15 protein-coding genes and 1 pseudogene are annotated in these 13,740 nt (G+C 69.2%); 4 read left to right on the top strand and 12 right to left on the bottom strand.

Translation table 11 applies throughout. The features are described 5' to 3' along the window. Positions 1-40 precede the first annotated feature (40 nt). The 10 genes and pseudogenes from HC251_RS18540 to HC251_RS18495 form a co-directional block, all read right to left on the bottom strand. Positions 41-2,415 (bottom strand): annotated as a pseudogene (locus HC251_RS18540) (heavy metal translocating P-type ATPase). 201 nt (positions 2,416-2,616) lie between these two features. Beyond that, positions 2,617-2,931 (bottom strand): hypothetical protein, encoded by a 315-nt coding sequence (locus HC251_RS18535; protein WP_219942091.1) that lies wholly within the window; start codon positions 2,929-2,931, stop codon positions 2,617-2,619. 121 nt (positions 2,932-3,052) lie between these two features. After that, complete coding sequence (locus HC251_RS18530) at positions 3,053-4,546, bottom strand: multicopper oxidase family protein (protein ID WP_219942090.1); 1,494 nt, start codon at positions 4,544-4,546, stop codon at positions 3,053-3,055. Between the two features lie 183 nt (positions 4,547-4,729). Next, complete coding sequence (locus tag HC251_RS18525) at positions 4,730-4,996, bottom strand: metal-sensitive transcriptional regulator (RefSeq protein WP_219942089.1); 267 nt, start codon at positions 4,994-4,996, stop codon at positions 4,730-4,732. Then, positions 4,993-5,829: an ATP-binding cassette domain-containing protein gene (locus tag HC251_RS18520; protein ID WP_219942088.1), complete on the bottom strand. Its 837-nt coding sequence runs from the start codon at positions 5,827-5,829 to the stop codon at positions 4,993-4,995. The genes HC251_RS18525 and HC251_RS18520 overlap by 4 nt, the downstream gene beginning before the upstream one ends. Then, a complete protein-coding gene (locus tag HC251_RS18515) occupies positions 5,826-6,941 on the bottom strand; it encodes an ABC transporter permease (protein WP_219942087.1) in 1,116 nt (371 codons plus the stop codon). Before HC251_RS18515 ends, HC251_RS18520 begins: the two co-directional genes overlap by 4 nt. A gap of 3 nt (positions 6,942-6,944) precedes the next feature. Continuing rightward, positions 6,945-8,057, bottom strand: a complete 1,113-nt coding sequence (locus HC251_RS18510; RefSeq protein WP_219942086.1) for an FtsX-like permease family protein — start codon at positions 8,055-8,057, stop codon at positions 6,945-6,947. Beyond that, the gene (locus HC251_RS18505; protein WP_219942085.1) at positions 8,054-8,362 is read right to left on the bottom strand and encodes a hypothetical protein; all 309 of its coding nucleotides are present in this window, start codon (positions 8,360-8,362) and stop codon (positions 8,054-8,056) included. Before HC251_RS18505 ends, HC251_RS18510 begins: the two co-directional genes overlap by 4 nt. Positions 8,363-8,472: 110 nt before the next feature. Next, a complete protein-coding gene (locus HC251_RS18500) occupies positions 8,473-8,919 on the bottom strand; it encodes a hypothetical protein (protein WP_219942084.1) in 447 nt (148 codons plus the stop codon). A 23-nt stretch (positions 8,920-8,942) separates the two neighbouring features. Next, positions 8,943-9,164: a DUF2933 domain-containing protein gene (locus HC251_RS18495; RefSeq protein WP_255566477.1), complete on the bottom strand. Its 222-nt coding sequence runs from the start codon at positions 9,162-9,164 to the stop codon at positions 8,943-8,945. A gap of 311 nt (positions 9,165-9,475) precedes the next feature. On the opposite strand from HC251_RS18495, the gene HC251_RS18490 reads away from it, so the two are divergent. Continuing rightward, positions 9,476-9,871, top strand: a complete 396-nt coding sequence (locus HC251_RS18490; protein WP_219942083.1) for a hypothetical protein — start codon at positions 9,476-9,478, stop codon at positions 9,869-9,871. A gap of 76 nt (positions 9,872-9,947) precedes the next feature. On the opposite strand, the gene HC251_RS25740 is transcribed toward HC251_RS18490, so the two are convergent. Together HC251_RS25740 and HC251_RS18480 are read right to left on the bottom strand one after the other, a co-directional pair. Continuing rightward, positions 9,948-10,220 carry a DUF2752 domain-containing protein gene (locus tag HC251_RS25740; RefSeq protein WP_255566742.1) on the bottom strand — a complete coding sequence of 91 codons (273 nt, stop codon included), beginning with the start codon at positions 10,218-10,220 and terminating at the stop codon, positions 9,948-9,950. A 397-nt stretch (positions 10,221-10,617) separates the two neighbouring features. Then, the gene (locus HC251_RS18480) at positions 10,618-10,965 is read right to left on the bottom strand and encodes a hypothetical protein (RefSeq protein ID WP_219942081.1); all 348 of its coding nucleotides are present in this window, start codon (positions 10,963-10,965) and stop codon (positions 10,618-10,620) included. 364 nt (positions 10,966-11,329) lie between these two features. Here HC251_RS18480 and HC251_RS18475 point away from each other — a divergent pair, with 364 nt between their 5' ends. The 3 genes from HC251_RS18475 to HC251_RS18465 all read left to right on the top strand — a co-directional run bounded on the left by HC251_RS18475 (position 11,330) and on the right by HC251_RS18465 (position 13,483). Beyond that, entirely contained in the window at positions 11,330-11,929 is a 600-nt protein-coding gene (locus HC251_RS18475) for a DUF305 domain-containing protein (RefSeq protein ID WP_219942080.1), read from the top strand. A gap of 107 nt (positions 11,930-12,036) precedes the next feature. Next, the gene (locus HC251_RS18470) at positions 12,037-12,861 is read left to right on the top strand and encodes a F510_1955 family glycosylhydrolase (RefSeq protein ID WP_219942079.1); all 825 of its coding nucleotides are present in this window, start codon (positions 12,037-12,039) and stop codon (positions 12,859-12,861) included. A gap of 214 nt (positions 12,862-13,075) precedes the next feature. Next, positions 13,076-13,483: a four-helix bundle copper-binding protein gene (locus tag HC251_RS18465; protein ID WP_219942078.1), complete on the top strand. Its 408-nt coding sequence runs from the start codon at positions 13,076-13,078 to the stop codon at positions 13,481-13,483. Positions 13,484-13,740 lie beyond the last annotated feature (257 nt).

Here is a 13,740-nt window from a genome sequence, read left to right as displayed (position 1 = left end):
TCTCCGAAGCCAGGTGCACCACTCCCGCTCCGAGATGGCGTCATCGGCCGGCCTCGACCTCCGCAGACGAGGTCGGAGTCGGCTGCTCGGCGTCCTGGGAGCGAGTGGGGAGGTCAAGGCGCTTGAGGAGCAGCGCGTTGACGGCGACCAAGAAGCTGGACCCAGACATCGACAGCGCGGCGATCTCGGGCCGGAGGACGAGGCCGAAGGCGGGCGCGAAGACGCCAGCGGCGATGGGGAGGGCGATGGCGTTGTAGCCGATGGCCCACCCGAGGTTCTGGCGCATCTTGCGCAGCGTGCCCCTGCCGATCTCGAGGGCCACGGGCACGTCGAGGGGGTCGCTGCGCATCAGGACGACATCGGCCGTCTCGATGGCAACGTCGGTGCCAGCACCGATGGCGACGCCGATGTCGGCCTGCGCCAAGGCCGGGGCGTCGTTCACGCCATCGCCCACCATGGCGACCTTGCGACCCTGGGCCTGGAGCTCAGCCACACGAGACGCCTTGTCGCCCGGAGGACGTCAGCGATGACGTCGTCCACGCCGAGGATCGTCGCGATCCGCCGGGCGGTCGCCTCGTTGTCACCCGTGAGCATGACGACGTTGATGCCCTGCGACCGGAGCTCGCTCACGGCAGTGTGGGCCGTGGGCCGGGGAGCGTCGGCCATGGCGATGAGTCCAGCGGCAGCCCCGTCGATCCCGACCATGACGGCAGTGCGCCCGCCCTGGGCCAGCTCCTCTCGCCGTGCTGCCAGCGCGCCCAGCTCGATGCCCTCACGTTCCATGAGACGTCGATTGCCGATGACGACACGGTGCCCGTCGACGGTGGCGATGGCACCATGGCCGGGGACGCTGTCGAAGGACTGCGCGACCGCTGCCCGCTCTGCGCCCCGCCGATCGGCCTCGTCGACGATCGCGGTGGCGAGCGGGTGCTCGGATTCGGCCTCGACGGCGGCGACCAGGGACAGGAAGCGCAGCTCGTCGCTCTCGCCGGACGTGATGACGTCGGTCACCTCCGGTTCGCCCTTGGTCAGCGTCCCGGTCTTGTCCATCACCACGGTGTCGGTCCGGGCCGAGGTCTCCAGCGCCATGGCGTTCTTGAAGAGGACGCCCCGCTTGGCGCCGAGGCCGGTGCCCACCATGATCGCCGTGGGCGTCGCCAGACCGAGCGCATCCGGACAGGTGATGACCACGACGGTGATCGCGAAGAGGATGGCCTCGCTGGCGGGGCGGCCGGCCACGGCGTACCAGGCGAGGAAGGTGATCGTTCCCCCGATCAAGGCGACGAACACCAGCCAGAACGCGGCTCGGTCGGCGAGACGCTGCCCCGGCGCCTTGGAGTTCTGGGCCTCCTGGACGAGCTTGACGATCTGGGCCAGGGCTGTGTCGGAGCCGACCCTGCTGGCCCGCACCCGCAGGGTGCCGGTGGTGTTGAGGGTCGCGCCGATGACGCCGTCGCCCGGTGCCTTGTGGATCGGGAGGCTCTCGCCGGTGACCATGGACTCGTCGATGTCGCTGTCTCCGTCTTCGACGACGCCGTCGGCGGCGACCTTGGCCCCGGGTCGCACGAGCAGGAGGTCACCGACTGCGACATCGGAGGTGGGGATGTCGACCGGCTCTCCGTCGCGGATCACCGTGGCCATCGGTGGGGCGAGGTCCAGGAGGGTGCGGATCGCCTCGTTGGCGCCGCCGCGTGCTCGCATCTCGAACCAGTGCCCGAGCAAGACGAAGGCCGCCAGAACCGTCGCCGCCTCGTAGAACACCTCGCCCCCACCAGTGAGGGTGACACCCAGCGAGTACAGGAACCCGGCGCCGACGGCCACGGCGACGAGCACCATCATGTCCAGGGTGCGGGCCCGAAGAGCACGGAACGCTCCGTCGAAGAAGATCCACGCGGAGTACGCCATCACGGGGAGGCTCAGGGCCAGCATTAAGACGTCGTCGCGCAGCCCGAACGGCGCGGCCACGTCGAAGCCCAGGACGTCCCGCCCGATCGGCGACCACAGCAGGATCGGGATCGAGAACACGGCGGCGACCAAGAAGCGCCGGCGCATGTCGGCGACCATGGCATCCATCGACATGGCGCCGTGGCCGCCGTGGCCCATCATCTCGTGAGCTGACGGACCGGTCGCAGGCTGGTGGGCGTGGCCCTCGCCTCCGAGCTCGTGGCCGTTCGCCGCCGTTGCCGGCGCATGGCCCGCGTGCTCCATCGGATCACAGCAGTGGCGGGGCACCGACTCGCCGGCGCATCCGTAGCCGCAGTCTTCGATCCGCGAGCGCAGGTGTCCGACGCTCGTCACAGAAGCGTCGTAGGTGACCGTGGCAGTCTGGGCGACCGGGTTCACCTCGACCGAGCGGACGCCGGGGACCCGGTCCAGCACGCACTCGACGACCCGTTGCTCGGTCGCCCACTGCATCCCCTTGGTCTCCAGGACGACGCAGGCCTGGGCGGGGCTCGCCTCCTGGTGGCGGTGGTCGTCGGTCTGCACAGGGTCTCCGGACGGGAAGTGGGTCAGGGCCGCTCGCTCGTCCATCAACCTACGACATGATGTCGTACGAGAGGTCGGGGAGGGAACCGGCGTCAGATGGGTGGCTCGCGGCGCGGCGGCGAGGTTGCGTCATCGGGCGAGCATCTGATCGAGGCCCGCTTGGTGCTCCTCGAGGGCTCGGACGTAGCCGGGATCTTGCGAACGTCGGAGCTGCGCGTCGTTCTGGTGGTACGAGCCGCCGGTGTTCGCGTTCGGCGTCGACATCTGCTCGGTCATCCCGGCGTCTTGTTGCAGTGTGTCGTGGGAGTAGGCGGTCCCCGGTGCGGGACGACTCGGTCCCCCAGACGGGTCATCGGGCTGCGACGCGAGGCCGAGTGTGATGACCGCTGCGAAGAGGAGCACGCCGAAGATGCTCAGTCGCTTGATCGTGCGCTCTGCGTCCATGGTCGTCCTCCTGGTCGTCGAAGGTTCCATGAGCGTCCTCCGTCTCGCTCAGCAGCACATCGGGGGCGAGTACGGATCGTCGTTGCGGGAGTTGGGAAGCGGACGGGGGCGCGGAAGGGCCCTATCGGACGTAGGTCAGCACCGTCATCATCCCGACCTCGGCGTGGTAGATGTTGTGACAGTGCAGGACCCACTGACCGGGGTTGTCGGCGTCCAGCTCGACGGTGATCCGGCTCATGGCCGACACGATGAGGGTGTCCTTGCGGGGCCCGTCGCCCGCATCGGTCACGACTTGGAACGTGTGGCCGTGCAGGTGGATCGGGTGCAACATCTCGGTCCCGTTGTCGATGGTCAGTCGAACCCGGTCGCCGTCTCGGACGGGCAGCGTCAGGGCGCCATCTGAGGTGCCGGCGATGCCCCAGGCGTAAGGGGCCATCCCACCCGTGAGCTCGACGGAGTAGTCCCGATCGACAGGCGCAGCAGGCAGGCGGACCTCGCTTGCAGCCCTGAGATCGCTGAGGGCCAAGATCCGGCCACCCAGCTGGGTCGGCGAGATGTCCGCCGGGGGCGCCGCGCCGGGGCCCGTGCGGAGCAGGGCCACGGCCTCGCCAGGCTTGCCCAGCGGCTCGGCCACGAGCGGCACGGCACCGACCTCGTCGATGGTGACCTCGACGTCGTAGCGCTCGCCCATCCCGAGGAACAGCGTGTCGACATCGACGGGCTCCACCGGGAAGCCGTCGGTGGCCACGACGGTGAGCTGAGCACCGACCACCGCGACCCGAAACGGTGTATCGGACCCGGCGTTGATGAGCCGTAGCCGGACGGGCTCGCCGGGGGTCACCTCGTACTCGGCGGGATCAGAGGGCGGGCGCCCGTTGATGAGGTAGAAGGGATAGTCGACGTCGCCGGTGTCGGACACCAACGGCTGATCGGCGCTCGTGGTGCCCGGCATGTCTCCGTGGTCCATTGGGGGCGTGGGCGAGTCGCCGCCCATCTCGCTCATGTCGTGGCCCATGTCGCCTTCGGCGGGCATGAGGAGCAGCTCGTCGAGAACGTCGTCAGGGGTGCGCCCGGTCCCGTCGACCCAGTCGTCGATCATCACCACGACGTCATCACCCCCCGGTTGGGAGGGGTCCTCGACGATGAACGGCGCGTACAGGCCGCGGTCGAGCTGGGTGCCGGTGTGCGGATGGAAGAAGTAGGTGCCGGGATCGGGCGCCGTGAACTCGTAGGTGAACGTCTCAGCGGGCTCGATGGCGTCCTGGGTGAGATCGGGGACGCCGTCCATGTCGTTGCGGAGCGCGATCCCGTGCCAGTGGATGGTGAGCGGCTCGGGCAGCTCGTTGCGCACCTCGGCCCGCACGATGTCGCCAGCCTGGACGCGCACCTCCGGTCCGGGCACCGCCCCGTTGAACGCCCACGTCTCGACCTCAGCGCCCTCGATGGTGAACGTCGTTGGCGCAGCAGTCAGGGCGACGTCCTGCACGGACGCTCCGGGAGTGCGCCGCTCGGCCTCGGCCGCGGCCACCGCCGGGTCGGTGGCGCCGATCACGGAGTAGTTCTCAGCTTCCTGCCAGGGGCGGACCGCAGTGCCCCAGACCCCCGTAACGATCAAGGCGAAGGCTCCTACGATCACAAGGGTTCGACGGGTCGATGGGCTCATGGTTCGCCTCTCCGAGGACAGGGCGGCGCGCCTTTGCCCCGTGCGCCTCGATGGTCGCCCGGATCCTTCGGCCCGTCATCGGGGCGCACTACGAAGCCGACTTCGGACGACTACGGACCGGAGCGGCGGGCCCGGTCAGTGCTGAGCGAACAGAGCCAGCGAGGAGCGGATCGCCGCGACATCGTCGGCCGAGCCGCCGCTGGCGACCGCTCGTGTGATCTCGTCGTCGAGCAGTCCGAGGGCCACGGCAGCCAGCGCGGCACGCGTCGACGCGATCTGCGTCAGGACGTCGACGCAGGTCTCGCCGGTCTCGACCATCCGCTGGATGCCGCGCACCTGGCCCTCGGCCCTGCGGAGCCGCAGAAGGATGTCATCGTGGCTGAGGTGTCGGCACTGCGTCATGACGTGAGCTCCTGGCGCTCGTGAGGCGACCTCGTCGCGAAGTCGTCGCGGCAGGCGTCGGAGCAGAACCACCACTCGCCACCGTCCTCCTGCAGGCGCGACGAGGACGTCCGATCCACGGCCATTCCGCACACCGGATCGATGGCCATCCGCTCCAGCTCGGTGAACTCGCCGTCCTCCAACCAGAGGACCCTGTCGGCGACCTCGCGGAGGCGCTCGTCGTGGCTGACGATGACGACGCTGCGGCCGTCCTCCTCGGCGAGGCGTCGGAGCAACCGTGCGATCTCACGCCCGTGACTGGAATCGAGGTTCGCGGTCGGTTCGTCCGCCAGCAGCAGGCGCGGGTCGTTCGCCAAGGCTCTGGCGATCGCCACCCGCTGCTTCTCGCCGCCGGACAGCTGATCGGGGCGGAAGTCCAGTCGATGGGAGAGCCCGACCCTGCCCAGCAGCTCGTCGGCCCGTTCCCTGGCACGGCGCCCGGTGGTTCCGCCGAGGTTGCAGGCCAGCTCGACGTTCTCCCGAGCCGTGAGCGCGCCGAGCAGGTTGAAGTCCTGGAAGATGAAGCCGAGGTGGTGCGCCCGCAGCGACGGCAACCTGCGTTCGGGAGCCGCCGCAAGCTCGACGTCGTCGATCTCGACCGACCCGGCGGTGGGTCGCAGCATGGCGCCGAGCATGAGCAGCAGCGTCGTCTTGCCACTGCCCGACGGTCCCATGATCAGGATGACCTCGCCGGTCATCACGTCGAGGTCGACGCCTTGGACGGCGTTGACGGCGAGGTCGCCCTGACCAAACGTCTTCGTCAGGTCGCGAACTCTCAATGCGAGCGAGGTCATGACGCCCTCCTGAAGCTGGTGGCCGGATCGACCTTGATCACCCGGCGCAGGGGAACCACGGTGGCGAGCAGCGCGGCCAGCATCGCGCTGACGCCGGTGCGCACGACCGACGCCGGCTCGATGACGACCTCGACGTTCGGGGTCAGTGCTTCGATGGCCGTGCCGATCGCGACCCCCAGGACGACGGCGAGACCCAAGCCGAGGGCGATCGTCCAGATGGCCTGGGCGACGACGATCCCGGTGAGCCGGGTGGTCCCGGCACCCAGAGCCTTCACCACCCCGTACTCGCGCAGCTTGGCGAGGGTCGTCGTGAACAGGGTGAGGCCGACCACCACGACGGCGATGAGGAAGGCGATCACGGTCATGATCCCCATGACGTCTGCGGCCATGCCCCTGACCACGTTCCGCTCCTGCCGTCCGAACTCGTCGCGGGTCTGAGCCGTCGTTCCCGGCACGGCGACCTCGAGCGCGTTGGCCAGGTCGTCTCCGTCGACGCCGGGGCGTGCGCCCACCAGCACGTAGGAGACGCTGTCGCCTCGCATGCGGGCGAAGTCCTCCGAGCGGATGTAGACGGTCGTGTTGACGATGTTCGTCCCGTCGGTCGACAGGCCGCTGACCAGGAATGTCGTTCCGAGGACCGTCACCGGGTCACCGACGTCGATGCCGAGCTCGTCTGCCGCTGTGGCGTCGACGACGATCTCTCCCGGTGCCGGCGGTGCGCCCCGGGCGAGTCGGCCAGGTCCGCCTCTTCCGCTGGAGGTGTCGTACCCGAGGACGTAGGTGGTCTGCTGACCACCGCCGGCGTCCAGGATGCCGGTGGTGTACCGGAGCCCGACGGCCCACTCGACACCGTCGACCGCGGCCGCCTCGGCCACGACGCCAGACGGAAGCGACGTCTGGCTCATGTGCATGGTCCGTACTCCCTCCTGGGACAGGAAGACGTCGGCGGGCGAGTTGCGCATGTAGGCGCTGACCTGCTGCATCGCGCCGGCGAAGACGCCGTCGAGCACGAGGACCAGGAGGAGCGCAGCGCTCACCCCGACGATCGACAGCAAGGCGCGGCGCCGGTCCTGGAAGATGTTCTTGCGGGCGAGGGAGACGTGACCGGTCATCGCTCAGCCCCCTCCGTAGGCGGTCGCCGGTTCCAGGCGGGCGAGGCGTCGAGCGGGGAGCAGGGCTGCCAGCAAGGCCATCAGGATGGCGACGCCCGCCGCTCGCACCACGTTGCCCGCCGTGGCCACGATGACGAACTGCGGTCTGACCGAGGTGATGGCTGCCCGTGCCGCCACGAAGAGCACCGCGCTGGCGACAAGCCCCGCCATCGACACGATGAGCGACTGCTGGAGCGCGATCCCGACGAGGTACGTCCTCCGTGCCCCGATCGCCTTCACGATCCCGTACTCGCGGCGCCGCTCGACGATGGCGCTGTACGTGGTGAGGGCGATCACCAGGCTGCCGATGGCGAACGCAACTCCTCGCATGACCCCGAGCGGGACCTTGTAGGCCCGTCCCATCAACGCCAGGTCGTTGCTCGCCAGAGTCTCTCGATCGAGGATCGCCAGGCCACTTGCCTGTAGTCGGGCCCGCACGGCCTCGGGCGCAGGAGTTCCGACGAGCACGAAGCTGCTGGTGTCCGGAGACCCCAGCAAGCCGTCGGTCGCGGCATGGGTCATGAACACGAACGAGACCATGAACGCGTCGGTCGTCGTGCCGACGACCCGGAAGGTCGTGCCCAGGATCTCGACACGCTCCCCGATCCGGAGACCGTGTTGGCGAGCGAGCACCGATCCGACTGCGACCTCGTCGTCGGCCGCAGGGGCTCTCCCGGTCCTGAGATCCCAGGGCCCACCCCGATCACCGGGCGTGAAGCCAACAACGTTCGTCGCCACCTTGCGGTCATGCAGGTCCACGATCGACAGGAAGCTTCGGATCGTCGCCGCCCACTCGACGTCCGGGTCGGCCCGCACCCGATCGACCGTGCTGGCCGGGATGACGCTGGGAGCACCGATGAAGTTGCGGGCGCCCGGCTGGGCGACGTACAGATCGGCACCGACGTTGTCCTCGTAGGTGGTGATGTTCGCCTCGATGCCGGCCCACAGGCCGTCGATGAGCAGGATGAGCACGAGCGCCAAGCCGACACCGCCAGCGGCGGCCGCCAAGCGGCGCGGCTCCGACAAGGCGTTGCGGCGCGCGAGCGGCACACGCCCCCGCGGCGCCGCCCGGTTCATCCTCCGACCACCCATCGGACTTCGACCGGATCAGGGAGCCCAGCCAGCGCCAGGACCGCTTCGCCCTTCGGTGGTCCTGTTGCCCGGAATCGCAGTGTGCCCTCGCGGTGGTGGCCCCCCGGTCCGTCGCCGTTCCAGTTCATGGCGGGCCACTCCGATCCGGCCACGACGAGTGTCGCCCGCATCACGTCGGCGTCGAGCTCGACCGAATGGGTGTCGAAGGTGATCTCGAACGCTGCACCCTCGTCATCGAGCTCGACCGGATCGATCGTGACGTCGACCTCGCCCGCCTCGACCTGCTGCACGTCCAAGCCACTGTCTGCCTGCTCACCGCCTCGGGATGCTCCGTCCGGAGATCGGACCGCCAGGTACAGCGCTCCGAGGGCGGCGATGAGGACGACGACGACGACCAGGGTCAGGCTGCGGCGGCGCACGACCCCTCCTTCGATCGGTGCCCGGCGGGATCCGGCGTGCCGTGGAGGCGGAGGGCGGCGAAGGCCACGCCGATGGCGTTGACGCTGATGCCCACGACCATGAAGGGAACGCGGTAGTCGGTCATGAAGGCGGCTGCGCCGGTGAGGCCCACGAACGGAGCGAGGTCCGCGAGGTGGTGGGCGCAGCAGGCCACCATGCCGACCGTCGACGCGCCGGCGCCGGCACCACCCGCCGCGGTGGCGCCGTGGTGGAGCCGGTGGCGTCGTCGCAGCTCGGACATCAAACCGACCTGGGTGCCGAAGCCGGCGACGATGGCCCCCAGGTAGAACCGGTCCTGGGACGTCTGCTCGGCGAGGTGCGCCCAGGACTGGGAGGCTCCGGCGACGATCAGGACGTAGAAGAGCGCCAGGCCTGCGGCAGCGAGCACGCCGGCTCTGACGCTACGGCTGGTCACGTCTGCTCGCGGTGGCCATGGCCAGCGTGGGCGTCCTCGTCCCGAGGACCGTGCCCGCCACCGTGATCCATCCCCCGCATCATGAAGATCATCATGAGCGGGCACACGAGCAAGATCAGGAACGGCAGGAAGCTGCCCACCGGCACCCCGAACAGGCTGAGCCCGAACAGCACCGCGGCCCCGATCAGCATCGGCTTGAGCATCTGCGAGTGGTTCATCTGTGGCTCCTTGGTCGTCTTGATGCCCCCATCGTCTGCGCATCCGTGGCCGCTGCCATCCGTCGCGGGTACGGAAGCAGCCCTCGGCCGACTACGGAGCCGATGCGAGGCGGTTGTCGGGCGTTCAGTAGGCGACCGAACCTGGATCCGTAGCGGTCGCGGATGCGGATGTCGCGCCTCGCACGCAGACTCGCGTCCGAGGAGGTCACCCCATGGCCCACCACCAGCGCCCAGTCGATGCGGACCGGGCCGAGACCTGCCCGGTCTGCGACGGCCAACCCCGTGTCCTGGTGGCCATGCGACACCCGTCGATGCTCCAGTTCACCCGTGAGCTCCTCGAACGGGAGTGTGGCTGCTGGGTTGCCACCGAGACCCACACCGACGGCTCGCTCTCACGCACGATCGATGAGGTCGGCGCGGACCTGGTGGTGATCGACGTCGCCGACATCCCCGCTTCGTGCGTCACGGCTCTCGCCCGCGTCCCGCTGGAGCGGGTCATCGTGATCGGCCCCGAGCCCGACCCCGCCTATCGCGCCGCGGCACTGCGCTGCGGCGCCGCCGCCTGGCTTGCACGCGACGAAGTGGCCGACCGGCTCGGCGACGAGATGCGTCGGGTGCTCGGCTGCCGCCACGACCCCTGCCCCCCCGGCGAAACGTCGCGCCAACGAGAGCCGGTCCTCGGCCCGGCCCGCCGGGCGCGATGTTGAACCGCAGTAGATGGCACCCGCTTCGGCACGTGTGCTCCGGGCTGCGACCTGGTGCTGTAGGTCGCCGACACGACGGTCAGCCGGGCACGGCCTCCATGAGACGCTCGGCCTGGAGCTGCTGGTTGACCTCGATGACGACGAGCACGGCAGCGGACAATGCGAGCCAAACTCTGCGGGGCAGCTGCACCGCGAGCCACCGGTGGGCCACCAAGCCGACGACGAACCGCACGACGAGGACCACGGCAGCGGCGGCCAGCAGCGGCACCAAGGGGTTCCAAGACCAGGCTGCAGCGACGTCCCCGCGCACCAAGACGTACGTCGCCCGGGTCCCCCCGCACAACGGATCCATGATGCCTTGACGGTGGAGGGGCCCGTGGAGGTCTGCTCCAGGCAAGCCGAAGGCCCTGAGGTACAGCGCCCCGATGAGTCCGATTCCGACGATGCCGGTGAGCCACGGCGCGCGGTCTTCAGGGAGAAGCCCTACTCGGCCGGGAAGAGCACCCTCGATCATGGCCAGCACACTACGACAAGACGTCGTAGCGCCACGGCCGGCTAGCCCACCAGACCGCCTGCGGCCCCTCGATCACCCGGACCCTCGTCGATGCCTGCCGCACGGCTTGCCGGGCCCGCAGTGCTGATTGCTGTCGGCACGCTGAGATCCACGACCATCTTCGGATCAGCGCCGAGCCGTGGATGCGGTGCGTCGGCCCGGGAGGTCGTGCTCGCCGCGATCGGCCAACGCCCGTTCAGCTGATCGTGCGTCGGACCTGATCGGGCAGGCGCAGCAGGGTCAGGCAGGCAAGCAAAGCGAGCCCGGCTGCCACCATCCCCGTGGAGATCCGGTCGGCGTCGTCCGCCATCCGGACGAGCCCGAACCCCGACAGGGCGGCCCCGACGGCGAAGACCGCCACCGCCGCGACAGGAGGGAGGTCGGGCGTCCGCCTCCGGACGACCAGATAGGTGGTGGCGGCGACCGCGAGGATGCCGCCGACTGCGACGCCAGCGAATGCCGCTGTCCCGATCGACAGTGCACCTGCGACGATGAGCATCGGCAGCCCGCAGCACACGCCACACGCCGCACCGAAGCTGGTCATTCCTCGTCCGTTCATCGCGCCCCATCGGTCAGCTAGGGGTCGGGCCCAAGTGGAACTGGTCGATGACGGCCAGTTCGTGGTGGGGGGACGAGGCTCCCGCCGCCCACTCCCACCCTCTCGACCGTCCAGCCCGACCGGCCCTACTGCACAGCCCAGCCCAGCGATGGGTCCTTGGCTCTTCTGTGCTCAGTCTGTCTCCGACACAATGTAGTAGCAGGTCGACGAGCTCGGATAGGGCCCTGCGAGTCACCCCTCCGGGTGGCGATCATCGCCCGGAGGCTCGGCCGCATTGCTGGGGATGTCCCGCCTCTCTAGGGTGTACGACAACATGTCGTAGAACGCGATCGGCCCAGGAGGCCAATACATGAAGAAGCGCATCGTCATAGGGCTTGTCGCCCTCATCGGCCTGGCCGGGCTGTTCGCCGCCTGTGGCGACGATGACGACATGGGGGGCATGGACCACAGCGGTGACGACTCCTCCGAGACCACCGGCACGGCTGCTGCCGACGCCGACTTCAACGACGCCGACGTGGACTTCGCCCAGGGGATGATCCCCCACCACCAACAGGCGGTGCAGATGGCCGACCACGCCGAAGGTCGGGCCGAGAGCCCTGAGGTCATCGACCTGGCCGAGCGCATCAAGGCCGCCCAGGACCCCGAGATCGAGCTCATGACGGGCTGGCTCGAGGACTGGGGTCAAGAGGTCGCCGAGGGCATGGACCACAGCGGCATGGCCGGGATGATGAGCGACGACGACATGACGATGCTCGAGGACGTCTCGGGCCCGGAGTTCGACGAGATGTTCCTGACCATGATGATCGAGCACCACGAGGGCGCCATCGAGCAGGCCGAGACCGAGCTCGACGACGGCCAGAACGCCGAGGCCAAGGAGCTGGCGCAGACGATCATCGACGCCCAGCAGGCCGAGATCGAGGAGATGCAAGGCATCCTCGACGCAGCCTGACGCTCGGCATGGATGAACCCCGACCTCGCCAGCCCACGCTCACCCGGCGTTTGCTCGCGCCGGCTGTTGTCGCCGTCGCTGCTCTGGCCGTCGTTGGGGTACTCGTGGTGCTGCTCACCGATGACGGTGGGCCAGATGGTGCCGACGGCACCGCCGGCGGAGCGGATCCGGGGATCGCCCACGTCCACGGCCTGGGCATCGACCCTGCGGACGGGGCGCTGATGGTGGCGACCCACAGCGGCCTCTTCCGCATCGACGAGGGACGCGGCGGCGCAGTCTCACGCGTGGGCGATTCGTTCCAGGACACGATGGGCTTCACCGTCGCGGGGCCCAACCACTACCTCGGCTCCGGGCACCCGGACTTGGCGGGCTTCGAGGCCGGTCAGCCGGGGCTGCTCGGTCTCATCGAGTCGACCGACGGCGGTGAGACGTGGCAGCCCCTCTCACTGGCCGGCGAAGCCGACTTCCACGGGCTGGCCGTGGTCGACGAGACCTTGTACGGGTGGGATTCGACGAGTGGCGGGCTGATGGCCACCACCGATCACAGGTCCTGGGAGACCCGCTCGACGGTCGATCTGCTCGGGTTCGCCGTCGACCCGTCCGACGCAGACCACGTGCTCCTCGGGTCGCCGACCGGCCTCATGAAGTCGACCGACGGCGGCCGAACGTGGACCTCAGCCGAAGGCCCCGACCTCGTCAGTCTCAGCTGGAACGCAGACGCAGGCTTGTGGGGGATTGACGCGGGGGGACAGGTCTGGCAAGGAGGCGAGCCCGGGTGGGAACCGGCAGGACGGCTCGCGGGCGAACCCCACGCCTTCCTTGCCACATCTGACGCCTTCTACACCGCGTCCGCAGATGCGGACGGCATCACCACGATCTACGGGTCACCGGATGGTGAGAAGTGGGAGCCCATCTTCCGGGACGACGGCTAAGGCGACCGCCGGCTTCAAACCGTGGTGCGACCAGGCCTGTATGAGGTCCAGCTCCCATGGCTCACGCCGAAGGTTGCTGAGCAGACCTCCGATGACCGAGGTGGCCGCGCCGAGCTCTCAGCCCAAGTAACGGCTCGGTCACGGTCCTGTGCGACATCGTGTCGTAGCTGAGCCGTCGGGTAGACGGCTCCCGTCCCCAAGCCCAGGAGGCCCCATGAGCCCAGCACTGACGATGATCAAGACGACGCCCGCCGAGACCGGGATCGATCCAGAGGTGCTCGCCGCATGCATCGACGCCTGTTTCGAGTGCGCCCAGACCTGCACCTCCTGCGCTGATGCCTGCCTTGCTGAGGACATGGTCGCCGAGCTCCGCAAGTGCATCCGGACCGACCTCGACTGCGCCGACATCTGCGAGACGACGGGGCGGGTGCTCTCCCGGCAGACCGCCTACGACCCGGCGATCACCGGCGCCATCGTCGAGGCATGCCTCACGGCGTGTCGGACTTGCGGCGAGGAGTGCCGTCAGCACGCCGAGATGCACGACCACTGCCGTGTGTGTGCCGAGCAGTGCGAGCGGTGCGCCGCGGCCTGTGAGGCCGTTCTGGCGGCGCTCGGCGACTGACGGGCGGTCAGCCGATCGGGCGACGGACCTGAGCGGGCAGGCGCAGCAGCGTCAGGCAAGCGAGGAGCGCGAGCCCAGCCGCCATCAACGCCGTCGACATCCCGATCTACATCGTTCGCGATGCGGACGTGTCCGATCCCCGAAAAGTTCCTTTCCCAACGGCGAAGTCAGCCGCTGCGGCCGCAGGTGACACGCAGTGGCTCGCGCCTCGATCACTTCGAGGGAAGCCCGCACGCCCGACCAACCAAGTAGGAGGA

Source organism: Iamia sp. SCSIO 61187 (assembly GCF_019443745.1).
GTDB lineage: Bacteria > Actinomycetota > Acidimicrobiia > Acidimicrobiales > Iamiaceae > Iamia.
Note: the sequence above shows the minus strand (reverse complement) of the source record. Positions and strands in the feature narration are given on the sequence as shown.

What these genes read in the sequence shown, in the direction of transcription:
- HC251_RS18515 (WP_219942087.1), bottom strand. Translation starts at nt 6,941, where the DNA reads ATGACCGGTCACGTCTCCCTCGCCCGCAAGAACATCTTCCAGGACCGG.
- HC251_RS18480 (WP_219942081.1), bottom strand. Translation starts at nt 10,965, where the DNA reads ATGACCAGCTTCGGTGCGGCGTGTGGCGTGTGCTGCGGGCTGCCGATG.
- HC251_RS18525 (WP_219942089.1), bottom strand. Translation starts at nt 4,996, where the DNA reads ATGACGCAGTGCCGACACCTCAGCCACGATGACATCCTTCTGCGGCTC.
- HC251_RS18520 (WP_219942088.1), bottom strand. Translation starts at nt 5,829, where the DNA reads ATGACCTCGCTCGCATTGAGAGTTCGCGACCTGACGAAGACGTTTGGT.
- HC251_RS18490 (WP_219942083.1), top strand. Translation starts at nt 9,476, where the DNA reads ATGCTCCAGTTCACCCGTGAGCTCCTCGAACGGGAGTGTGGCTGCTGG.
- HC251_RS18535 (WP_219942091.1), bottom strand. Translation starts at nt 2,931, where the DNA reads ATGGACGCAGAGCGCACGATCAAGCGACTGAGCATCTTCGGCGTGCTC.
- HC251_RS25740 (WP_255566742.1), bottom strand. Translation starts at nt 10,220, where the DNA reads ATGGATCCGTTGTGCGGGGGGACCCGGGCGACGTACGTCTTGGTGCGC.
- HC251_RS18510 (WP_219942086.1), bottom strand. Translation starts at nt 8,057, where the DNA reads ATGAACCGGGCGGCGCCGCGGGGGCGTGTGCCGCTCGCGCGCCGCAAC.
- HC251_RS18495 (WP_255566477.1), bottom strand. Translation starts at nt 9,164, where the DNA reads ATGAACCACTCGCAGATGCTCAAGCCGATGCTGATCGGGGCCGCGGTG.
- HC251_RS18475 (WP_219942080.1), top strand. Translation starts at nt 11,330, where the DNA reads ATGAAGAAGCGCATCGTCATAGGGCTTGTCGCCCTCATCGGCCTGGCC.
- HC251_RS18465 (WP_219942078.1), top strand. Translation starts at nt 13,076, where the DNA reads ATGAGCCCAGCACTGACGATGATCAAGACGACGCCCGCCGAGACCGGG.